The sequence below is a fragment of the Raoultella sp. genome (assembly GCF_039594335.1).
Classification (GTDB): domain Bacteria; phylum Pseudomonadota; class Gammaproteobacteria; order Enterobacterales; family Enterobacteriaceae; genus Klebsiella.
Genome location: NZ_JBCNNS010000009.1, coordinates 1 through 21946, shown reverse-complemented (window position 1 = coordinate 21946; position 21946 = coordinate 1). Strand labels below are relative to the sequence as shown.

21 protein-coding genes and 1 pseudogene are annotated in these 21946 nt (G+C 55.7%); 8 read left to right on the top strand and 14 right to left on the bottom strand.

The genetic code is table 11. From position 1 onward, the window contains the following. Nucleotides 1-30: 30 nt before the first annotated feature. Nucleotides 31-1026 carry an acyltransferase gene (locus ACZAHD_RS02730; RefSeq protein WP_462455427.1) on the bottom strand — a complete coding sequence of 332 codons (996 nt, stop codon included), beginning with the start codon at nucleotides 1024-1026 and terminating at the stop codon, nucleotides 31-33. Nucleotides 1027-1211: 185 nt separating this feature from the next. Between ACZAHD_RS02730 and ACZAHD_RS02725 the strand changes: the two genes are divergently transcribed. The 3 genes from ACZAHD_RS02725 to glyS all read left to right on the top strand — a co-directional run bounded on the left by ACZAHD_RS02725 (nucleotide 1212) and on the right by glyS (nucleotide 4639). Further along, nucleotides 1212-1511 (top strand): YsaB family lipoprotein, encoded by a 300-nt coding sequence (locus tag ACZAHD_RS02725; RefSeq protein WP_462455426.1) that lies wholly within the window; start codon nucleotides 1212-1214, stop codon nucleotides 1509-1511. Between the two features lie 137 nt (nucleotides 1512-1648). After that, the gene (gene glyQ / locus ACZAHD_RS02720; RefSeq protein ID WP_004126458.1) at nucleotides 1649-2560 is read left to right on the top strand and encodes a glycine--tRNA ligase subunit alpha; all 912 of its coding nucleotides are present in this window, start codon (nucleotides 1649-1651) and stop codon (nucleotides 2558-2560) included. 9 nt (nucleotides 2561-2569) lie between these two features. Continuing rightward, a complete protein-coding gene (gene glyS / locus ACZAHD_RS02715) occupies nucleotides 2570-4639 on the top strand; it encodes a glycine--tRNA ligase subunit beta (protein ID WP_462455425.1) in 2070 nt (689 codons plus the stop codon). Nucleotides 4640-4738: 99 nt separating this feature from the next. Here glyS and ACZAHD_RS02710 read toward each other — a convergent pair whose 3' ends face one another. Together ACZAHD_RS02710 and ACZAHD_RS02705 are read right to left on the bottom strand one after the other, a co-directional pair. Continuing rightward, nucleotides 4739-4927: a hypothetical protein gene (locus tag ACZAHD_RS02710; protein ID WP_462455424.1), complete on the bottom strand. Its 189-nt coding sequence runs from the start codon at nucleotides 4925-4927 to the stop codon at nucleotides 4739-4741. A gap of 70 nt (nucleotides 4928-4997) precedes the next feature. After that, entirely contained in the window at nucleotides 4998-5207 is a 210-nt protein-coding gene (locus tag ACZAHD_RS02705; protein ID WP_462455423.1) for a YdgH/BhsA/McbA-like domain containing protein, read from the bottom strand. 380 nt (nucleotides 5208-5587) lie between these two features. Here ACZAHD_RS02705 and ACZAHD_RS02700 point away from each other — a divergent pair, with 380 nt between their 5' ends. Continuing rightward, entirely contained in the window at nucleotides 5588-7207 is a 1620-nt protein-coding gene (locus ACZAHD_RS02700) for an ABC-F family ATP-binding cassette domain-containing protein (RefSeq protein ID WP_462455422.1), read from the top strand. A 100-nt stretch (nucleotides 7208-7307) separates the two neighbouring features. On the opposite strand, the gene cspE is transcribed toward ACZAHD_RS02700, so the two are convergent. The 3 genes from cspE to ACZAHD_RS02685 all read right to left on the bottom strand — a co-directional run bounded on the left by cspE (nucleotide 7308) and on the right by ACZAHD_RS02685 (nucleotide 9673). Beyond that, the gene (cspE, locus tag ACZAHD_RS02695; RefSeq protein ID WP_004868803.1) at nucleotides 7308-7520 is read right to left on the bottom strand and encodes a transcription antiterminator/RNA stability regulator CspE; all 213 of its coding nucleotides are present in this window, start codon (nucleotides 7518-7520) and stop codon (nucleotides 7308-7310) included. 261 nt (nucleotides 7521-7781) lie between these two features. Continuing rightward, a complete protein-coding gene (locus ACZAHD_RS02690; protein WP_462455421.1) occupies nucleotides 7782-8072 on the bottom strand; it encodes an HTH-type transcriptional regulator in 291 nt (96 codons plus the stop codon). Between the two features lie 242 nt (nucleotides 8073-8314). Further along, on the bottom strand, nucleotides 8315-9673 hold the full coding sequence (locus ACZAHD_RS02685; protein WP_462455420.1) for an MFS transporter: 1359 nt from the start codon (nucleotides 9671-9673) through the stop codon (nucleotides 8315-8317). A gap of 440 nt (nucleotides 9674-10113) precedes the next feature. Between ACZAHD_RS02685 and ACZAHD_RS02680 the strand changes: the two genes are divergently transcribed. Further along, the gene (locus tag ACZAHD_RS02680; protein ID WP_462455419.1) at nucleotides 10114-10824 is read left to right on the top strand and encodes a DUF3053 domain-containing protein; all 711 of its coding nucleotides are present in this window, start codon (nucleotides 10114-10116) and stop codon (nucleotides 10822-10824) included. A gap of 57 nt (nucleotides 10825-10881) precedes the next feature. Here the strand turns inward: ACZAHD_RS02680 and ghrB are convergent, their stop codons facing one another. The 6 genes and pseudogenes from ghrB to ACZAHD_RS02650 form a co-directional block, all read right to left on the bottom strand. Then, on the bottom strand, nucleotides 10882-11853 hold the full coding sequence (gene ghrB / locus ACZAHD_RS02675; RefSeq protein ID WP_462455418.1) for a glyoxylate/hydroxypyruvate reductase GhrB: 972 nt from the start codon (nucleotides 11851-11853) through the stop codon (nucleotides 10882-10884). A gap of 24 nt (nucleotides 11854-11877) precedes the next feature. Beyond that, nucleotides 11878-13158, bottom strand: coding sequence for an MFS transporter (locus ACZAHD_RS02670; protein ID WP_462455417.1), 1281 nt, complete (start codon nucleotides 13156-13158; stop codon nucleotides 11878-11880). An 84-nt stretch (nucleotides 13159-13242) separates the two neighbouring features. Then, the gene (locus tag ACZAHD_RS02665) at nucleotides 13243-14181 is read right to left on the bottom strand and encodes a sugar kinase (protein WP_462455416.1); all 939 of its coding nucleotides are present in this window, start codon (nucleotides 14179-14181) and stop codon (nucleotides 13243-13245) included. 3 nt (nucleotides 14182-14184) lie between these two features. Then, entirely contained in the window at nucleotides 14185-14934 is a 750-nt protein-coding gene (locus ACZAHD_RS02660; protein WP_462455415.1) for a sugar phosphate isomerase/epimerase family protein, read from the bottom strand. Between the two features lie 110 nt (nucleotides 14935-15044). Beyond that, nucleotides 15045-16061 (bottom strand): LacI family DNA-binding transcriptional regulator, encoded by a 1017-nt coding sequence (locus tag ACZAHD_RS02655; protein WP_462455414.1) that lies wholly within the window; start codon nucleotides 16059-16061, stop codon nucleotides 15045-15047. 184 nt (nucleotides 16062-16245) lie between these two features. Next, nucleotides 16246-16642: pseudogene (locus tag ACZAHD_RS02650) on the bottom strand (glycine zipper domain-containing protein); the annotation flags it as partial. Nucleotides 16643-16825: 183 nt separating this feature from the next. Here ACZAHD_RS02650 and ACZAHD_RS02645 point away from each other — a divergent pair. Next, on the top strand, nucleotides 16826-19156 hold the full coding sequence (locus ACZAHD_RS02645) for a molybdopterin guanine dinucleotide-containing S/N-oxide reductase (RefSeq protein ID WP_462455413.1): 2331 nt from the start codon (nucleotides 16826-16828) through the stop codon (nucleotides 19154-19156). Here ACZAHD_RS02645 and ACZAHD_RS02640 read toward each other — a convergent pair. Both ACZAHD_RS02640 and tag read right to left on the bottom strand, forming a co-directional pair. Beyond that, on the bottom strand, nucleotides 19125-19565 hold the full coding sequence (locus ACZAHD_RS02640; RefSeq protein WP_462455458.1) for an N-acetyltransferase: 441 nt from the start codon (nucleotides 19563-19565) through the stop codon (nucleotides 19125-19127). The two genes, ACZAHD_RS02645 and ACZAHD_RS02640, sit on opposite strands and share 32 nt — an antisense overlap. Then, entirely contained in the window at nucleotides 19543-20124 is a 582-nt protein-coding gene (gene tag, locus ACZAHD_RS02635) for a DNA-3-methyladenine glycosylase I (protein ID WP_462455412.1), read from the bottom strand. The genes ACZAHD_RS02640 and tag overlap by 23 nt, the downstream gene beginning before the upstream one ends. Nucleotides 20125-20353: 229 nt before the next feature. Here tag and ACZAHD_RS02630 point away from each other — a divergent pair, with 229 nt between their 5' ends. Continuing rightward, the gene (locus tag ACZAHD_RS02630; protein ID WP_462455411.1) at nucleotides 20354-20998 is read left to right on the top strand and encodes an autotransporter outer membrane beta-barrel domain-containing protein; all 645 of its coding nucleotides are present in this window, start codon (nucleotides 20354-20356) and stop codon (nucleotides 20996-20998) included. Between the two features lie 239 nt (nucleotides 20999-21237). Further along, the coding region (locus ACZAHD_RS02625) for an MFS transporter (RefSeq protein ID WP_462455410.1) at nucleotides 21238-21946 on the top strand (709 nt) is incomplete at its 3' end.

Here is a 21946-nt window from a genome sequence, read left to right as displayed (position 1 = left end):
CCCGAATGGGGCGGGGGAACGTAGGTCGCGTTAGCTGACCAGGCGTCGGGTATCCAGACGCTGCACCAGCGTCGATAGCAGCAGGCTGCCCCCTAACGCTATGCCGAATACCCAGAAGATATCCAGTAGCGGCCAGCGCGTCAGTTCCAGTCCGCTGGCCCGTAACGCATGAATTATCAGGGCATGAAATCCGTAGATCCCCAGCGAATGGTGCGCAATTAGCGTCAGGGCAGGGATCGAACGTGTGTTAAGGGTATTCTTCACCAGCGTTAGCATGGTTATCGCGCAGACAAAAACCGCCGGCCCGCAATATAAGTACCAGGTATCGCCGAAGTCGCCGCGCCACTTAAGTTCGTGCAATGTCCCGCGGGAAATGGCCCACACCGTGGTAGCAAAAAGCGCCGTGCACAGCAGTGTGAGCCACTTTTTATCGGTGTCCATCATACCGATCGCCCGCCCCAGTACGCCATACAGGACATAGTAAAACGTATCGCCGTTGATATAGAGATTGAGCGGCAGCCACTCGATTCCGCCAGCGTTGACCGACACCATGTTGGGGTTTGCCAGAAGGCCCGTCACCAGCATCAGAATCAACAGCATCTTGCCGCTGACCTGCTTAACCTGCAGCAGTGGAGAGAGCAGGTAAATGACGATAATCGCGAAGAAAAACCACAGATGGTAGAACACCGGCTTTTGCAGCAAATGCTTCAACGACAGCACCACGTTGATATGGGTGAACAGCGTGATGTAGAGCAGGGACAGAGCGCTATAAAACGCCACGCACAGTACGATCCGCAGAAAATGCCGCGGTTGGGCGCTGCGCTCACCGAAAAACAGATAGCCGGACATCATGAAAAACAGCGGGACGCTGACGCGAGAAGCCGAATTAAGCAGGTTGGCAATATTCCACTCCAGCAAGCTGATGGTATGAGGGTGGGTGATATACCAGGCTGTGCTGTGAATCATCACCACCATCAGGCATGCGATGCCGCGCAAACTTGTTATCCAGTTTATTTTTTCCTGCATCGGTACCTCAGTTGCTCCTTCTTAAAGAGGGTCTGACTCCTCCTGGCTGGCCATGTCGCAATGGAAAATTCCGAGTTTGTCGCGACGCTCTTGTCGAGATGCGGAGAGATTCGCACAATGCCAAGGTATTTTCACGTAACCTGCACGATAACAATTTGCTAATAAGGCGGCTGAGGAAAATAGTGATGAGATATTTCTTTTCTGGACTGTTATTGCTCCTGCTGGCGGGCTGCAGCCAACAGTCGTCTCAGCCGACACAGAAAGCACAACATGCACGGATTACCCCGCAAACTACCCTGAATATGGCGCAACTGTGCAAGGATAAGGCGGCAAAACGCTACAGCACGGGGCCCCGCATGGTGGACATTAGCCACTTCGAGCAGTTTCAGGGGAGCTATGAACTGTCGGGTCTGACATCACAGAATGAGCGCTTTATCTGTTCTTTCGATCCGGACGGTCAGTTTCTCCATCTTTCTATGCGCTAAATCGGCCTCTGATGCCGGGCGGTGGCGTTAATTTCCGCAATTTTATTTAAACAACGCCGTTTCGTACTGTATATCTCGCAGCCAGCGGGTATACTGATCCCTTCCTTTAAATCCACACGTATCCAGCACGAAATAATATGCAAAAGTTTGATACCAGGACCTTCCAGGGCCTGATCCTGACCTTACAGGATTACTGGGCTCGTCAGGGCTGCACCATTGTTCAACCACTGGACATGGAAGTTGGCGCCGGCACCTCTCATCCGATGACCTGTCTGCGTGCTCTGGGGCCAGAGCCAATGGCGACTGCCTATGTGCAGCCTTCCCGTCGCCCGACCGACGGACGCTACGGCGAAAACCCGAACCGCTTACAGCACTACTATCAGTTCCAGGTGGTCATTAAGCCATCGCCGGATAACATTCAGGAGCTGTACCTTGGGTCTTTGAAAGAGCTGGGCATGGATCCGACGATTCACGACATCCGCTTCGTGGAAGACAACTGGGAAAACCCGACGCTGGGTGCCTGGGGTCTGGGCTGGGAAGTGTGGCTGAATGGGATGGAAGTGACGCAGTTCACTTACTTCCAGCAGGTCGGCGGTCTGGAGTGTAAGCCGGTGACCGGCGAGATCACCTACGGTCTGGAACGTTTGGCGATGTACATTCAGGGCGTGGACAGCGTTTACGACCTGGTCTGGAGCGACGGTCCGCTGGGTAAAACCACCTACGGCGACGTGTTCCATCAGAACGAAGTGGAGCAGTCCACCTATAATTTTGAATACGCAGACGTCGACTTCTTGTTCTCCTGCTTCGAGCAGTATGAGAAAGAAGCTCAGCAACTGTTGGCGCTGGAAAACCCGCTGCCGCTGCCTGCCTACGAGCGCATTCTGAAAGCCGCCCACAGCTTCAACCTGCTGGACGCGCGTAAAGCCATCTCCGTCACCGAGCGTCAGCGCTACATTCTGCGCATTCGCACCCTGACCAAAGCCGTGGCAGAAGCCTATTACGCTTCCCGTGAAGCCCTGGGCTTCCCGATGTGCAACAAGAATAAATAAGAGGCGGCCATGTCTGAAAAAACTTTCCTGGTGGAAATTGGCACCGAAGAGCTGCCACCAAAAGCCCTGCGCAGCCTGGCGGAATCTTTTGCTGCGAACTTTACTGCGGAGCTGGATAACGCTGGCCTCGCCCACGGCAACGTAGAGTGGTTTGCCGCCCCGCGCCGCCTGGCGCTGAAAGTGGCAAATCTGGCTGAGTCGCAACCGGATCGCGAAGTTGAAAAACGCGGCCCGGCGGTTTCCGCCGCGTTCGATGCGGAAGGCAAACCGAGCAAAGCGGCCGAAGGTTGGGCGCGTGGCTGCGGTATCACCGTTGACCAGGCCGAGCGTATGGTCACCGACAAAGGTGAATGGTTGCTGTATCGTGCACACGTGAAGGGCGAAAGTGCGGAGGCGCTGCTGCCGAACATGGTGGCCACGTCACTGGCAAAACTGCCGATCCCGAAACTGATGCGCTGGGGCGCCTCCGACGTGCAGTTCGTGCGTCCGGTTCACACCGTGACCCTGCTGCTTGGCGATAAAGTCGTACCGGCAACCATTCTGGGTATTGCTTCCGATCGCGTGATTCGCGGCCATCGCTTTATGGGCGAGCCGGAGTTCACTATCGACAGTGCCGATCAATATCCGCAAATTCTGGTTGAGCGTGGCAAAGTTATTGCTGACTACGAGCAGCGTAAAGCCAAAATTAAAGCCGATGCCGAAGAAGCGGCGCGCAAAATTGGCGGCAATGCCGATCTGAGCGAAAGCTTGCTGGAAGAAGTGGCCTCTCTGGTTGAATGGCCGGTGGTGCTGACCGCGAAATTCGAAGAGAAATTCCTCGCGGTGCCGGCAGAAGCGCTGGTTTACACTATGAAAGGCGACCAGAAGTACTTCCCGGTCTATGGCAATGACGGCAAACTGCTGCCGAACTTTATTTTCGTGACCAACATCGAGTCGAAAGATCCGACGCAGATTATCTCCGGGAACGAAAAAGTGGTTCGCCCGCGTCTGGCGGATGCCGAGTTCTTCTTCAACACCGACCGTAAAAAGCGTCTGGAAGATCATCTGCCGCGTCTGCAAACCGTGCTGTTCCAGCAGCAGCTCGGTACCCTGCGCGACAAAACCGACCGCATTCAGGCTCTGGCGGGTTGGATCGCGGGCCAGACTGGCGCCGACGTCAATCACGCAACGCGTGCGGGCCTGCTCTCCAAGTGTGACCTGATGACCAACATGGTGTTCGAGTTTACCGACACCCAGGGCATCATGGGCATGCACTATGCGCGTCACGATGGCGAAGCTGAAGACGTTGCGGTGGCGCTGAACGAGCAGTATCAGCCGCGCTTTGCCGGCGATGATCTGCCGTCGAATCCGGTGGCCTGTGCCGTGGCGATTGCCGATAAGATGGATACCCTCGCGGGCATCTTCGGTATTGGTCAGCATCCGAAAGGCGATAAAGACCCGTTTGCGCTGCGTCGTGCCGCGCTCGGCGTGCTGCGTATTATCGTTGAGAAGAACCTGAACCTGGACCTGCAAACGCTGACCGAAGAAGCGGTTCGTCTGTACGGCGAAAAGCTGACTAACGTCAACGTAGTCGATGATGTCATTGACTTCATGCTCGGTCGCTTCCGCGCCTGGTATCAGGATGAAGGCTACACCGTTGATACCATCCAGGCAGTTCTGGCTCGTCGTCCGACTCGTCCGGCTGATTTCGACGCGCGCATGAAAGCGGTGTCTCACTTCCGTACTCTGGAAGAAGCGGCCGCGCTGGCAGCAGCCAACAAGCGTGTATCTAACATCCTGGCGAAATCGGAAGAGACGCTGAACGATGCCGTTCATGCCTCCGTGCTGAAAGAACCGGCAGAAATTAAGCTGGCGACCCATCTGGTGGTCCTGCGCGACAAACTGCAGCCGTTCTTCGCCGAAGGCCGTTATCAGGAAGCGCTGATTGAACTGGCTTCCCTGCGTGAGCCGGTAGATGAGTTCTTCGAAAACGTGATGGTGAATGCGGAAGATAAAGATGTCCGTATCAACCGTCTGACGCTGCTGTCGAAACTGCGAGACCTGTTCCTGCAGGTGGCAGATATTTCCCTGCTGCAGTAATCGCCTGTTTTTGCATAATAAAAAACCTGCCCTATGGCAGGTTTTTTTATGGCGCTAAGCGACTCTCTCGCCCATTCGGACGCCTTGCGGCGGCCAGATTTACAGCAAATTCCCCGCGGTCAGACTCTCTTTATCAAAAGCGTGGCTGACGTTGATACGGTTCTGATGCACTGATGTGTCCATGTTGGAACCGGCTTCCGGTTGCGCGGGACGATGTTCTGCGGCGATGGCGCCGGATGCCAATGAAGCGGCCAGGAACAGGGCAGTTATCACGCTGATATTTTTCATTTTATCTTCCTTTTCATCGTGTTGTCGTTGTCGCCTGCCTGGTTAACGTCCGGCGGCCCGGCAGATGGCGTTATTTGCTCAGTTCTGCGGTCATATGCACGCGGTTGTTGAACTGGGCGCTGGTGATTTTATAAGACGCGCCTTGTTCAGCGGCCTGGGCGGCAATTTTTGCTTCAGCACGATCCAGCGTGGAGGCGGTAGCGCTGATGCTCTGTGCGAAAGCGCCGAAAGACATCAGAGAAAGGGCAGAAACTACAACTAAAGTTTTGATGGATTTCATGGTCATATTCCTTAAGTGATTTTGTTTGGTATGGAGCGTTGTTGCTCCGATGTGATAAATGATAGGACGATTATTGATCGATTAAAATTGGAATAATTTGCGCATATCATTCAAAAAAATAGAATGAAAATTGAGCATGTAAAAGAGGAGCGATTTCGAGGAGGTTTGACGTTCCGGCAACGGAAGAACCGCCCAGTCCGAACGCATCTGCTGAAAAATGAACCTTGAAATATAGGGGTGAGTATGACTATCCTGTGCCCCGACGAATCCCTCGTCTCATAGAGAGCACACTGAAAATGAACAAACACACCTGCTGAATTCGGATCCTTGCTGGCGTATTGCGTCGGTAGGGGAAATATGAATTTCATTCAGGAGTGCTTATGGCCCATTGTACCCAATCCCCCTCTTTTATTTTGCATCAGGTCACCTGCCAGTTTACGACGGGAGAAACGCTTTTTGGCCCGTTAAATCTCTCTCTGGAAAATTCCCTCAGCGGCCTGGTCGGACGTAATGGTGTCGGGAAAACCCGCCTGCTGCGGCTGCTGGCCGGTATCGATATGCCTTCGGGGGGGCATATCGAACGGTCTGTTTCTCGGGTCTGCGTTGCTCAGCAGCAGGCCATAACGCCGCAGACCACGCTAGCAGTACTGCTGGGCTACGGCCCCCACTTTGCTGCCTTGCAACGCCTCGGGCGCGGTGAGGCCCTGGCTGACGATGTCGATTGCCTCGAGGGTTGCTGGGATCTTCCGGATCGCCTGAGTGCAGGTTTCCGCGAGGCGGGTTTAGCGGATTTTGATCCCGATCGGCCCGCGGTATCATTGAGCGGCGGTGAGCGGGTGAAGGCCCTGCTGTGCGGTGCCTTTCTGTCCGCGGCCGATTACCTGCTGCTGGATGAGCCAACCAATCACCTGGACAGACAGGGGCGCGACTGGCTGTATGAGCAGCTTGAATACTGGCCCGGCGGGGCGTTGATAGCCAGTCACGATCGCGCGCTGTTGTCCCGCATGTCACGCATACTCGAACTGACGCCTGGTGCGTTGCGAAGCTACGGCGGTAACTATGCCGCTTATCAACAGCAGCGCGATGGGGAGCAGAAGGCGGCACGCGCGGCATTAGACCATGCCGTCACCAAACGCCGTCGCACGCGGGCGCGGATGCAAAAAGAACACGATGCCAGTCAGCGGCGCTCTGCTCAGACGCTGCGCGTGGTGGATACGCTGAATATCGCCTCTTTTGAACGGGTAAAATATAAAGGGGCGGCGAAGGAGCGGCCTGGCACACTACATCGTCAGCACCAGGAGCAAAATAGTGCGCTAAATGCCGCCGTTGTTCAGGCCCGTGAGCGGGTGGAGGAGGAGGCTGCGGTGATGTTCACTCTGCCGGGAAGCCAGGTTGCCGCCGGCAAACAGGTGTTGGTCCTTGAGGCTTTGCAACTGGCATTCTCCGCTATGCCACCACTCGACTGGCGTCTTGACGGGCCACTGCGCGTGGCGTTGCGTGGCCCCAACGGCTGCGGGAAAACCACGCTGCTGAAAACGTTAATCGGTCTGGTATCGCCGCTATCCGGCAAGTGTCGGGTGTCGGTGCATGCGGCCTGGCTGGATCAGCATCTCACGCAACTGGATCTGTCGCTGTCGGTCATGGCGCACCTTAATCTTGATGATACGCCGCTGGAGGCGGGTGTATTACGCAGTCGTCTTGCCCGGCTGCAGCTGGGCGCGGATAAAATCAATCTGCCGCTGTCGGCTTTAAGCGGCGGTGAACGTCTTAAAGCCGCGCTGGCCTGCGTGCTGTGGCGGCGTGAAGCGGCGCAGCTTCTGCTGTTGGATGAGCCGACAAACCATCTTGATTTGGCTTCCGTTCGGGCCATTGAGTCGTCTTTAGCCACCTTTCCTGGCGTGATGATTGTCGTCTCTCATGATGAGGATTTTCTGCGCGGACTGCGGCTGACCCACTCTCTGACGTGGCAGGAGGATGGCTGGCATTTCTCAGTGCTTTGAAGACAAAAAACCGCCCTCTGATGAGCGGCGGTTCTTGATTATCAGATAAAAAAATCCCCGCCGCGAGGCAGGGATCTTAAATTCTGAGCTTAATTTAAGCTTACAGGCTGGTTACGTTGCCAGCTGCCGGGCCTTTAGCGCCGCTTTCGATGGTGAAGGAAACTTTCTGACCTTCATCCAGAGATTTGTAGCCATCGTTCATGATAGCGGAGAAGTGTACGAATACATCTTTAGAACCGTCATCAGGAGTGATGAAGCCGAAGCCTTTGTCAGCGTTGAACCATTTTACGATACCAGTCATTTTACCGGACATAGCGAAATACCTTTAAATAAGAAATGAACCTTTCGGCGGTACGGTCTGGACTACAGATTTGAAGCTATAAAGGTAAAGTTCACTACCGGGGTATCTATGATAACCGTTCAAGGACTACTCTATACTAATGCTCTGTGGTCTGTACATCAAACCTGTGAGCATTAACTCATTTTTGCGCAGTGATAGCAAACCTTTTTTCACAGAAATAAAAACGGTCCCGATATAAGGACCGTAACCAGACCTGCTCCTTATTACCGAACTTTAGTCGATAAGCTGCCTTGAAAGCTGCGGGTTTGCCTGAATCAGACGCATTAATTTGAGTTCCGTGGATGAGGGTTTCACCCGTCTTGACTCCCACTCTTGTACCATCGCCACGCTGACGCCCATGGCATTGGCAAAATCATCAATTTTCAGGCCAGTGCCTTTACGAAGCTGTTCAAACTCGCTAAATGCGGTCTGCTTACGAGGCTGGGCGATCGTCTGGGTAATATCTTTAAAAACAATTTGTTCCAGACTGCTAAGCAGTTCAAACACCGGATCTTTATATTCCATTGAGAACTCCTTCTGTCACACAGCAAAAGAAAAATTTCATCGAGCCTATTAAGAATAGTCAGAAAAAACGCAAAGAATAGTCACGGGGGTTATTATGCGCAGGCAGTCTATCGTGTTAGCGGATATTTGGGGACGAAAACGGCAGATAAGGTGATGATTAATCATCAGACGTGTCGCAATGGAAAATTTTTGTAAACAGTTAAAAAATCGCTCAGGCCAGCGGTTGTCCGCTGGCCTGAGGGTCAGGCTTTTTGCATATTCTCGGCTTTCGCCTGCGCAGATAGCGGCTGGCTTTTGCTGGTTTTATATTTCACCAGCAGCGCGATAGCGGACAAAAACGCCGGAATCGACAACAAAGTAAAGATGGTCACGAAAGAGAGTTGCGCCTGCATCAGAAAGGCTCCGCTGAAGGCGCCCAGGATGCCGCCAAACCGGCCGAGGCCCAGCATCCAGGCAACGCCGGTCGCCCGCCCCTGGGTGGGGTAAAATCCGGCGGCCAGTGCTGGCATTGAGGATTGCGCGCCGTTCATAATGCTGCCGGCAATAAAGACCATCACGCCCATCAGCACCAGGCTATTGGTTGAGAAGCCGACCAGAAAGACGAAAACACCGGTCAGCAGCCAGCCTACGGCGACCACTTTATTGGGGTTTATTTTGTCCATCAGCGCGCCGAGGATCAGTACCCCAATGCCGCCGCCCAGTGGGAAGAGCGCGGTGATAATCGACGCCTGGCTCATTGACGCGCCGGTTTCGCGAATCAACAGCGGCAGCCAACTGGTCAATAAATAGAAAATCAGCAGCCCCAGAAAGTAGGTCATGCACAGCATCACAGTGCCGACGAGATAGCGGGGTGAGAAAATAACCGCAAGGGCCGATTTGTCTTTCACCTGACCGGCTTCGCGCAGTTCAAACTCAACCTGTTCAGGCAGCGGGGCAATACGACGCAGAATGGCGGCGATACGCTGCGATGGCTGGCGCTTGACGACCAGATAGCGCGCCGACTCCGGCAGTAAGAATACCAGCGCTACGGCAAGCAGCAGAGGCATCACGCCGCCCAGTATCAGCACGCTTTGCCAGCCGTAATGCGGGATCATCCAGGCTGAGAGGAATCCACCCAGCGAAGACCCCATCGGGAACCCGACAAACATCAGATTGACCAGTAAAGCGCGACGGCGTTCCGGTGCATACTCGCTCATCAGCGTTGCTGCGTTGGGCATGGCGGCGCCCAGCCCCAGCCCAGTCAGAAAGCGCAGCAGCGTCAGTTGATTGAGGCTGGTGGCGAAGGCGGTCAACAGACTAAAGCTACCGAAAACCACAATCGACATGAGCAGAACTTTTTTTCGACCAATGCGGTCGGCCAACGGGCCTGCGGTCAGCGCCCCCACCGCCAGACCGACGAGCGCAGCACTCATCACCGGGCCTAACGCGGATTTTTCCACTCCCCATTCCTGCACCAGGTCAGAGGCAATAAAACCGATGATGGCGGTATCAAATCCGTCCATTGCGACGGTGATAAAACACAGGGCCAGAATCATCCACTGGTACCTGGTAAATGGATGTTCGTTGATAAAAGCCTGAATATCGATGGTTGTCTTATTCATACAGCATTCCTGGCAGCCAGAGCGGGGGACGGAGCCGGGCGATTACCGCCTCCCTCGCTGTCGTTAATGTGATTTGTGCGATAATCGAACGTATAGCCGTTAATCGCTCATTCATCAAACCATTGAACCGGGTTTCAGGCAACGCAGCCAGCCCAGGAAGCGTGCGATTATCGTTCGCTTTCCTGAATTCGACGCACGATGATGATTTTATTTACAATAAAATCATGCTGTTATTGGGTATTTTCTGTGGGTGAGTTATGGCGTTAATTGTGATGGGCTTAACAGACGTTGGCGATCGGCGGTCGAATGCCGTGAACGGTGCTTTTCCTGCTGAAGAATGTCAGGAAAGAGTATCCTGTAAGCCCGACCTGGACTATCCTTGTCAGCGTCTGGCTCGCGTGCGTCTGTGCGCGCTTTTTTTGGTAGAAAGGAGTAAAAAAATGGCGACAGGAAAGTCCTGCTCTCGCTGGTTTGCGGCTATTGCGGCCTTATTAATGGTGGTTAGCCTGAGTGGGTGTTTTGATAAAGAAGGCGATCAGCGTAAAGCGTTTATCGACTTCCTGCAAAATACGGCAATGCGTAGCGGCGAACGTCTGCCGACGCTGACTGCCGATCAGAAAAAACAGTTTGGTCCTTTTGTTTCCGATTACGCGGTGATTTACGGCTATTCGCAGCAGGTAAGTCAGGCGATGGATGCGGGTCTGCGTCCGGTCGTAGACAGCGTGAATGCGATTCGCGTTGCGCAGGATTATGTGACTCAGCGCGAACCGCTGCGCCAGGCAAACGGCGCGTTGGGCGTGCTGAGCCAGCAACTGGAAAATGCGAAAATGCAGGCCGATGGTGCACATAGCGCGCTGAAGCAGAGCGACGATCTGAAACCGGTCTTTGACCAGGTTTACAACAAAGTCGTGACCGCACCGGCGAACGCACTACAGCCGCTGATTCCAGCCGCACAGGTCTTTACTCAACAACTGGTGCAGGTGGGTGACTTTATCGCTCAGCAAAATACTCAGGTGAGCTTCGTGGCAAACGGGATTCAGTTCCCGACCTCACAGCAGGCCAGCCAGTACAACGCTCTGATTGGCCCACTGGCTGCCCAGCATCAGGCTTTCAACCAGGCGTGGACGGCGGCGGTTAACGCAACGCGTTAACCGGTTCGCCAGCCCGGGTCAGGCGTTGACCTTGACCCGGGTTGCTTTAGCTTGTCTTCACTTCACCTGCGGGTTGACGCAGTTCTTCTCAACCTGGCCATTCAGCGCATCAATCAAATTGTCTACCGCACAAGCCGCCATATTGTAGCGGGTCTCATGCGTGGCAGAACCGATATGCGGCAGCGCGACGACGTTCGGCAGGCTTAACAGCGGCGAATCTTGCGCCAGTGGCTCCTGTTCGAAAACGTCCAGACCCGCCGCGTGGATTTGGCCATTCTGCAGCGCGGCAATCAGCGCCTTCTCATCCACGACCGGCCCACGCCCGGCGTTAATAAAGATAGCGGAGGGTTTCATTTGGGCGAATTTTTCCGCGTTGAACAAGTGATGAGTCTCGGCGGTCAGCGGTAGGATCAGACAGACAAAGTCGGCTTCCTGCAGCAGCGTATCCAGATCGCAGTAACGCGCGTTAAAGCGCTCTTCCGCCTGCGGGTGACGGCTGCGGGCGTTATACAGAATCGGCATGCCAAAACCGGCGTGCGCGCGCTGCGCCAGCGCCATCCCGATACGACCCATGCCGACGATCCCCAGCGTTTTATGGTGTACATCGCTGCCGAACCAGTCCGGGCCGATGCTTTTTGTCCACTCCCCGGCTTTCACCCGGTTAGCGACCTCTACCACCCGACGGGAAGTGCTGAGCACCAGCGCCATCACCGTATCGGCAACGGTTTCGGTGAGCACGGTCGGCGTATGCATCAGCAGCACCTTGCGCGCATTCAGCGCCTCAACGTCGAAGTTGTCATAGCCGACGGAAATGGTGGAGGTCGCACGAAGTCTGGGCATTTTCTCCAGTAACGCGGCATCAACTTTTTCGCTCGACCCCAGCAGACCTTCCGCCTGGGCAAAGGCTTCCGCGTGCTGCTGGACGGTATCAGGGCTCAGGTTTTTCACCCGAGTGACGGTAAAGTGTTTTTCCAGACGTTGCTGCAAGTCGTCGGGAAGCGTTTTATAGAGAATAACGGACGGCTTCATGCGGATCTCCGTAAGTAGTAATGGTCAGGCGTGACGAGCGCCAATGGGGAGCTTTTGATTGTTAGCAGGCTTAACAATTAAAGTAAGCCACACCGAGGCGAAAAGCGCCACTCCCATGAAAATGTATGAGGCTGACGGACTACCGGTGGTGCCATTGAGGTAGCCCACGAACCACGAACCAAAGAATGAACCTAATGCCCCCATACTGTTGATGAGCGCCATTGCGCCACCGGCGACGTTACGCGGCAGCATTTCCGGAATGATGGCGAAGAACGGGCCGTAAGGGGCGTACATTGCCGCGCCGGCAATCACCAGCAGCGTATAAGAGGCCCAGAAATGGTTAGCGCCGACGGCCCAGGAGCCAATAAACGCCAGCCCGCCAATCAGCAGCAGAGGCCAGACGAACAGTTTACGGTTCTGCATTTTATCGGAAGCCCAGGAGACGACGATCATCGCAATAGTCGCGGCCAGATAAGGCACCGAAGAGAGCCAGCCGACTTCCACCATCCCCATATTGACGCCGCCGCTGCGAATAATTGACGGTAGCCACAGAACAAAACCGTACACGCCGATGCTCCAGGCAAAATACTGCATGCACAGCAGAATGACGTTACGTGAGCGGAAGGCTTCACCGTAGTTACGTACGGCTTTAATACCCAGCTGTTCACTCTCCAACTGCGCCTGCAACGCGGCTTTTTCGTTTTCCGACAGCCAGTTCACCTGCGACGGTTTATCCTTGACCAGCACCCACCAGCAGAAGGCCCAGAGAACGGCCGGAACGCCTTCGATAATAAACATTTCACGCCAGCCGAAGGACTGAATCAGGTAGCCGGAGACCACTGACATCCACAGAACCGTGACCGGATTCCCAAGGATTAAGAAGGTATTCGCGCGTGAACGTTCTGATTTGGTAAACCAGTTACTGATATAAATCAGCATCGCTGGCATGACAGCCGCTTCAACGACGCCGAGAATAAAACGGATCGCTGCCAGTGCCGGAATATTGTGCACCATCCCGGTCAGCGAGGCGCAAGCGCCCCACAGGATCAGGCAGATGAAAATCAGCTTACGTACGCTACGGCGTTCAGCGTAAATCGCCCCCGGGATCTGGAAGAAGAAATAACCGAGGAAGAAAAGTGCGCCAAGGAGCGACGAGATGCCTTTGGTAATGCCTAAATCTTCCGTAATGCCCGCTGCCGAAGCAAAGCTGAAGTTTGCGCGGTCAAGATACGCCAGGCTATACGTGATAAACACGATAGGCATGATGTACCACCAGCGTTTGGTTGCATTGGTAGAGCTGTTCATAGGCTTGCCTCTAAAGTTGAGGTTCATGACGCCGCCGCCGTATGTAGGGTACAGAGGAGGCCGTTCTTATGACGCGGGGCCGGGCTATTCGCCCAGCGCCTCGCGTGTGGGTAATCCTTCGCTGTCGCCCTGGACCTGAATGGCCAGCGAGCCAATTTTGTTGCCGCGCCGTATCGCCTGCTGCAGCGTTTTGCCCTCCAGCAGCGCGCTAATCACGCCGACGGCAAAACCATCGCCGGCGCCCACGGTATCCACGACGTTATCGACTTTGATGGCAGCGACGGCACCCTGTTCGCCCGCGGCGGTTTTGAACCAGGCGCCGTCGCTGCCGGTTTTAATGATCACGGTCTGAACGCCGCGCGTGAGATAGAAATCGGCAATCCCTTCCGGGGTTTGTTGGCCGGTGAGGATCAGGCCTTCTTTGATACCCGGCAGAACCCAGTCGGCCTGAAAGGCGAGCTGATTGAGTTTTTCCACCATCTCGGCTTCGCTTTTCCACAGCACTGGGCGCAGATTCGGATCGAACGAGATCGTCTTCCCTTGTACCTTCATTGTGGTGGCCGCCTGCTCCAGCAGGGCGTATGAACTCTCCGACAGCGCAGCGGCCACGCCGCTGAGGTGCAGATGGCGGGCGCTGGCGAAGTAGTCGGCGCGAAAGTCTTCTGGCGAAAGATGGCTGGCAGCAGAACCTTTGCGGAAGTATTCCACAATGGGATCGGTTCCATTTTCGACTTTAGATTTCATCTGGAAGCCGGTTGCGTAACGGCTGTCTTCGCGAACACCACGCGCATCGATCCCTTCTTTGGCCAGCGAACGCAGCACAAAGCGGCCGAAACTGTCTTTACCCACGCGGCTAACCCAGCCGACGTTCAGCCCCAGACGGGCCAGGCCGGTGGCGACATTCAGCTCTGCGCCGGCTACGCGTTTCGTAAAGTGTTCTACTTCGGCCAGATCACCGGTTTCCGTCGCGACAAACATCGCCATCGCTTCTCCGATGGTGACGACATCTAATGTGTTTTCCATGGCTTATTCCTCGCGTAACAAATTCACATAGCGACGGGTGACGGCCGTCAGATCGTGACCAACCAGTGGAAATTCGATACCGCGTGGGGCATCGGCAGGCAGGTTGTCGAGTAGCGCCAGCCAACGAGCAGGGGCCTCGTCAGGGGGGACGGCGCGAAAGTGCGCATGATGCGGCTCTGCGGCTTTGACGTGGATATAGCTGACGGCGGGCGCCAGATGACGTGCTGCTTCTTCCGGCGAATCGCCAACCCACAGCCAGTTACCCGTGTCGAAGGTCAGCGTGACGGGTAGCTGATTCACCCGGCAGGTGGCTTTAAAGCGCTGCATTGGCGCAAGCTGACCGCAGTTGGTCTGGTCGTTTTCTACCACCAGCGTCATGCCGCTCTCCTGCAGGATGCGGCGCAGCGATTCCAGCTCGTTGTTGTGGGTAAAATGGCCGAGCGACAGTTTTAACCACAGGGCGTTGAGGGTCTGTGCTTCCTGTAACAGCGCCGGTAGACGCGGGTTAAGCGCACCATTCGCTTCAAACAAGGCTTCCGGTGCGGAGTAGCAGGCCAGCAGGTTGTGGCGCTCAATGGTCGCGGCCAGCGCCGGCAGCTGATTGAGCTCGTCAGCGCTGAATAACTCGCGGCGAATTTCCACGCCGTCAGCTCCGGCTCCGGCGATAAACGGCAGTACGGCGGACTGACCGCCAAGTTCTTTAATGCAATCATGACCATAGGCGGCGGTCACGACAATAATTTTTCTGGCCATCTGACAAACTCCCGGTAGCGCTGTAGCGAATCACTCTATTACGCTAGATGGTACCGGTTCCAAAGAAAAGGAGAGGATGTCTAATTTATGATCACCATCACGAAGGAGGATTATCGGGAGGTCGATCCCCGCACGATCAGCTCGCCAGAGAAGAGCCGCTCGCAGATGGGGTCGTTAGTTCCTTCAATCCGGCGCACCACCTGTTCGACTGCGGCATAGCCAATCTGCCACGTAGGCTGTTTGAGCGTGGTAATTCCCACGCCCGCCAGCTCCGCCCACTCCAGTTCGTCGAAGCCGAGCAGACCGATATCGCTGCCCCAAATCAGGCCGATTCGCTTGAGCGCGCGCGCAACCTGTAGTGTCAGGGCGCCGTTGGCGGAAATCAGCGCCTTGCGCATACCGCGGTGGCGGGAGTGAAACTGGCGCAGCACCGTATCGAGCATTGCGCCGTCGTTAAGCGGAACTTCGGCGTTTTCCGCGACGATGCCGGTGTAGCGCTGGAGGGTGGCGCGAAACGCGCTCAGGCGTTCACGACGGGTGTTCACAGCACCGAGCGGCTCGCTCAGGAACAGCAGAGCTTCAAACCCTTTCTCCACCAGATGTTCTGTGGCGGTGGTCGCGGCCTGAGTGTTGTCCAGACCGACAACGTCACAGGCGAAGTCCGGGATTTTGCGATCAATGAGCACCATCGGCAGCGCCGACTGCTGCAGGCGATTCAGCCCCTCTTCGCGCATCCCGACGGCGTTGACCACGATCCCCTCCACCTGGTAGCTGCGCAGCAGGTCGAGATAGTGTAGCTCCTGGTCGAGCTCGTTATTGGTATTACACACCAGCAGAGTAAAGCCTTTTTCGCGACAGGCTGCTTCGATGCCGCTGAGGACATTGACCGAGTAGGGGTTGGTGATATCGGCGATGATCAGGCCAATCAGCCGGGTACGGCCATGTTTCAGGCCGCGGGCCATCAGGCTGGGACGGTAGTCGAGTTCGGCAATCGCTTTTTCAATGCGCGCCAGCAGGTCATCGGAAAGCAGGTGTTTTTCGCCGTTGAGGTAGCGTGAAATGCTGGTTTTTCCGGTCTTAGCGGCTTTCGCCACATCGCTAATGGTTGCTCGCGCCGCTTTCGCCATAATGGCTTCCTTTGCTGAAATCTGGAGGATACCTTAACGCGAAAATCCGCTATATCAAGCATTTTGCCCGGTAAGTGGCGCTTACCAGGCGAAGGATACGGTGGTGGGGGTTCGACCCCGGACTGACAGGAGCGGGCTCAGGGTGATTTCTGTGCGACAGTTTTGCGCTTTCCCTTCTGCCGTGCTTCAGTACCATGGCCACGCCGGTCAGGGTGCTTGTACCCGCCGGTTTCAGATTAGCGCTGCTGCTGTCAAAGGTGACATTATTTGACATATACAGCACGATGTTATCGCCATTTCGCGTCATGTTGACGCCAGTTTCCTGCATTTTCTCCCACAGTTTTGCTTCCCGTGCATCCATGTAATAACCGATTCCGCCATCCAGCGCCGCCCCGGCCGCTGCGCCCATCAGCGCGCCTTTGTGCGATCTTGTTCGACGAGGAGAGTGCGCCGACGCCCGCGCCGACCAGCGATCCGATCCCGGCGCCGATGCCGGATTTCCCCGCTTCACGTTCGCCGGTATACGGGTTGGTGGTACAGCCAGAAATCGCCAGGATGCCGTTAACCACCGCCGCAATCATGAGTACGCGTTTTTCATGTTCTTTCCTTAATCCTTTTTATTCTTTGTCACAGCGCGCGCGAAGGTTGATTATGACGTTCAGTTACGTAGAAAATTCCCCGGACCGGCACTCTTTTGTAAATAATATTGCACGGTCGTGTCACTGATCGTCACAACACCTGCATTCGCTGACCAGGAGCTCGCTTTGCCAACCTCATCTGCAACCAAAACCATCTTAACCGCGGCTCACTGGGGGCCTATGCTGGTTGAAACGGATGGTGAAAATGTCCTCTCTTCCCGCGGTGCGCTGGAGACCGCTTTCGCCAACTCCTTGCAAACCGCCGTGCGCGAGCAAGTACATAGCAAAACCCGCGTCCGCTATCCGATGGTACGTAAAGGTTTCCTTGCCGCGCCGGAGAGTCCGCAGGGCGTACGTGGCCAGGACGAGTTTGTGCGGGTGAGCTGGCAGGAGGCATTGGATCTTATCCACGCACAGCATCGGCGGATTCGGGAAAGCTACGGCCCGGCATCGATTTTTGCCGGCTCCTACGGCTGGCGCTCTAACGGCGTGCTCCACAAGGCGGCGACGTTGCTGCAGCGCTATATGAGCCTGGCAGGCGGATATACCGGTCATCTGGGGGATTACTCCACCGGCGCGGCACAGGCGATCATGCCCTATGTGGTTGGCGGCAATGAAGTTTACCAGCAGCAGACCAGTTGGCCGATGGTGCTGGAGCATAGCGATGTGGTGGTGCTCTGGAGCGCCAACCCGCTGAATACGCTAAAAATTGCCTGGAACGCTTCCGATGAGCAGGGGATCCCGTGGTTTAACCGCCTGCGTCAGAGCGGGAAGCGGGTGATCTGCATCGATCCGATGCGATCGGAAACGGCGGAGTTCTTTGGCGAGGCGGGCGAATGGATCGCGCCGTATATGGGGACGGACGTCGCGATGATGCTCGGCATTGCCCATACGCTGGTGGAAAACGGCTGGCAGGATGATGAGTTTCTCGCCCGCTATACCAGCGGCTATGACGTTTTTGCCCGTTATCTGACCGGTGAAAGCGATGGTACGCCGAAAACCGCAGAGTGGGCGGCGGAGATTTGCGGCGTTAGCGCGGACAAGATCCGCGAACTGGCCGCGCTATTCCATGACCATACCACCATGCTGATGTCCGGCTGGGGGATGCAGCGCCAGCAGTTTGGTGAGCAGAAGCACTGGATGCTGGTGACGCTTGCCGCGATGCTGGGGCAGATTGGGACTCCCGGCGGCGGTTTTGGCCTTTCCTACCACTTCGCCAACGGCGGCAACCCGACCCGCCGGGCGGCAGTGCTGGCCTCGATGCAAGGCTGTGTGGCAGGCGGCACCGAGGCGGTCGAAAAAATACCGGTGGCGCGCATTGTGGAAGCGCTGGAAAACCCTGGCGCGCCATATCAGCACAACGGAATGGACAGGCATTTCCCGGATATTCGCTTCGTCTGGTGGTGCGGCGGCGCGAACTTTACCCATCATCAGGATACTAACCGCTTGATTCGGGCCTGGCAGAAACCGGAGCTTATCGTTATTTCGGAGTGCTTCTGGACCGCTGCCGCCCGTCATGCCGATATTGTCCTGCCAGCGACAACGTCGTTTGAACGTCATGATATGACTATGACCGGCGATTACAGTAACCAGCACCTGGTACCGATGAAGCGCGTGGTCGCGCCGCGCGATGAAGCCCGGGATGATTTTGACGTCTTTGCCGATCTCAGCGAGCGCTGGGAAGAGGGAGGACGCGAGCGTTTTACCGAAGGGAAAAACGATCTGCAGTGGCTGGAGACCTTCTATCAGATTGCTGCGCAACGTGGGGCCAGCCAGCAGGTGACGTTGCCGCCATTTGACCGGTTCTGGCAGGCTAACCAGTTGATAGAAATGCCGGAAAACCCGGAAAATGACCGTTTTACCCGCTTTGCGACATTCCGTGCCGATCCGCAAGCCAATCCGCTGAAAACCGCGAGCGGCAAAATTGAGATTCATTCTCCAACCATTGCCGGCTTTGCCTACCCGGACTGTCCACCGCACCCGATGTGGCTGGAACCGGACGAGTGGCACGGTAATGCTCAGCCCGGCCAGCTGCAGGTGCTCTCCGCTCATCCGGCACATCGTCTGCACAGCCAGCTCAACCACACGTCGCTGCGCGAAAAGTACGCGGTCGCCGGCCGCGAGCCATTAACCCTTCATCCGCGGGACGCGCAGGCGCGTAATATCGCCGACGGCGACGTCGTGCGGGTGTGGAACGCGCGCGGCCAGGTGCTGGCCGGCGCCGTGGTGACGGAAGGCATCCGGCCAGGGGTTATCTGTTTACACGAAGGTGCCTGGCCAGATATCGATCCGCAGGCCGGTATCTGCAAAAACGGCGCGGTGAATGTTCTGACCAAAGATATTCCGACTTCGCGGCTGGGCAACGGCTGCGCCGGGAATACGGCGCTGGCGTGGCTGGAAAAATATGACGGACCCGAGCTGACACTTACGGCGTTTGATCCGCCGGCCAACGCATAATCCAGGTCGGCTGTAGCGTATCGTCCTGCCATGCGCAGTCTTCTATCCGGAAGCCTTGCGCATGGTAGAAATTCACCGCCTGAATATTTTTCTGGTAAACCTCAAGGCTGAGCCAGCGGTAATGCTGTTTGACCTCGTTTAACAGCGCGCTGCCGATGCCGCGGCGGATAGCGTCCGGTGCGACAAACAGCGCGCCGATAAAGCGGGACTCCATCACGCTGACAAAACCCTTTATCGTCATGTTCTCTTCCCACACCCAGGTGCTGGCGGCGGGCAGGTAGACATCGCGTACGATGGCGATGCTCTCGTGCCAGTATGCTTCGTTGATAAAGGGATGGGCATGAATCGTGCTTTCCAGCCACAGTGTGAGCAGCGGCAGGCTCTCTTTAGCGTCCCACTTGCGGATCATCATCGCCTCCCGGATGACAGAAACAGCTCGTCACATGATCGTTGACCAGACCACAGGCTTGCATAAAGGAGTAGCAGATGGTGGAGCCGACAAACTTAAAACCGCGCTTTTTCAGCGCCTTTGAGAGCGCGTCGGAAGCCGCGGTGGTGGTGGGTATCTCCGCCAGCGTGGCGGCATGGGAGATCTGTGGCTGATTGTCGACGAAAGACCAGACAAAGTCGGTGAAAGATTCGCCGCTCTGTTCCATGGCCAGGAAGGCGCGGGCGTTGCCAATAATGGCCTGAATTTTCCCGCGATGGCGAATAATTCCGGCGTCCTGGAGCAGGCGTTCAATATCAGCCTCATTCATGGCGGCGACACGAACCGGATCGAACTGATGAAAGGCCTGACGGTAATTTTCACGCTTTTTCAGCACCGTAATCCACGACAGCCCGGCCTGCTGGCCCTCGAGGCAGATCATTTCGAACAGTTTGCCGGCATCTCTTTGCGCAACGCCCCACTCGTTATCATGATACTGGATATAAAGCGGGTCCTGGCTTACCCATCCGCAACGCTGCATGTCTCTCTCCCTTTAGCAATAAAACTTACGCGTTCGCCTTGACGGCTGAAAGATAAAGATAATAGTTAATACAGGGATACCACTCTCAAATATACCCGCCATTATTCAGGTTGCATGTGCATTGGCCGCATTCGTTCGCCTGGTCACATTATTCTGGGTATTGAGGGGAAGCCCGTCCCATAAAAACACAGCAATAATGCCGGTTTGGCTCTTTTCTGGAGTCGCATTAATGATAATAAAGAAATGCAATGGCCTTCGGGGGATTATGCTCCCGGCGTGTACAGTCGTCTGGGGCTCGTTTGTCAGTAGCGCGAATGCCTGGCAACAGGAATATATCGCTATTGATACCAAAAGTAATACCCCTGAACGCTATACGTGGGATAGCGATCACCAACCACGCTATGAAGATATTCTGGCGGAGCGGATGAATGCGTCCGACGATCTTCCCGGTATTGCGCTGAATCAGGCTGTGGTGCCGCCGGATAGCGGCCGCGGGATGAGCGTGGGGTGGAATTTTATCCTGGCCAACGGTATCACTTCCGGCCCGGTGGCGAGTTTGCGTAGCGACGTGATATCGACCGCTGCCGCGCGCCGCGCGTCAGACAACCCTTATGTGAATACCCTTGGCTGGCGGATGGATTATCAGGAGCTATGGGGCGTCCATCCGTGGGCGCAGGTGAGCTATAACCAGGCGCTCTCTTCGGATCTGATGGGGTCTAATCGCGGGCAGGATGGCGCCTGGCGCGATGTCACCTTCGGGGCGGATATGGCGCTCAATTCACACCTTGCAGCCTGGGCCACATTATCGCAGGCGGAGAATACGATAGCGGGAGCCAACTATCTTTATGTGATGGGGGTGAGCGCTAACTTTTAGCCTTTTTTTAGCATGCGTGAAACGTTCTTGTTACTTAAAGAACACAGTAATGGCGAATCTCTGTAAGATAGTAGTTACTAACTTATTTCTGCTGTTGTGATGTGCCTGCCTTTTTCGATGTCATTCATTCCGGCTTATATGCATTTCATTCCTTGCTAAGGGCATTTCATGCCTTTTTTACCCTGGCATTCAGGTGGCTTCGCTATTGTGGCGACAGTTAATTATCCAGGACATCTGCTATGAACGCTGCAAACAGTCAATATACCCGCTGGCTTACGCTGGCCGGCACGATCGTTACACAATTCGCGCTGGGATCGGTTTATACATGGAGTTTGTTCAACAGTTCCCTTTCCGCAAAACTGGACGAACCGGTAAGCCAGGTGGCTTTCTCTTTCGGTCTGTTAAGCCTCGGTCTGGCGCTATCCTCCTCCGTCGCCGGTAAACTGCAGGAACGCTTTGGCGTCAGGCGCGTCACGATGGCTTCCGGTGTTCTGCTGGGGCTCGGCTTTTTCCTTACTGCTCACGCCAACAGCCTGATGATGCTCTGGCTGAGCGCGGGCCTGTTGGTGGGGCTGGCGGACGGCGCGGGCTATCTGCTGACGCTCTCCAACTGCGTGAAGTGGTTCCCGGAGCGTAAAGGGCTGATTTCCGCCTTCTCCATTGGTTCCTATGGCCTCGGTAGCCTCGGGTTTAAATTTATTGATAGCAATCTGCTGGCCACCGTCGGGCTGGAGAAAACCTTTATTATCTGGGGCGCCATTGTTCTGGTGATGATTATTTTCGGCGCTACCTTAATGAAAGATGCGCCGAACCATACTACTGCCTCCCATAATGGCGTGGTGGAGAATGACTTCACGCTGGCCGAGTCGATGCGTAAACCGCAGTACTGGATGCTCGCTGTGATGTTCCTGACTGCCTGCATGAGCGGCCTGTATGTCATTGGCGTAG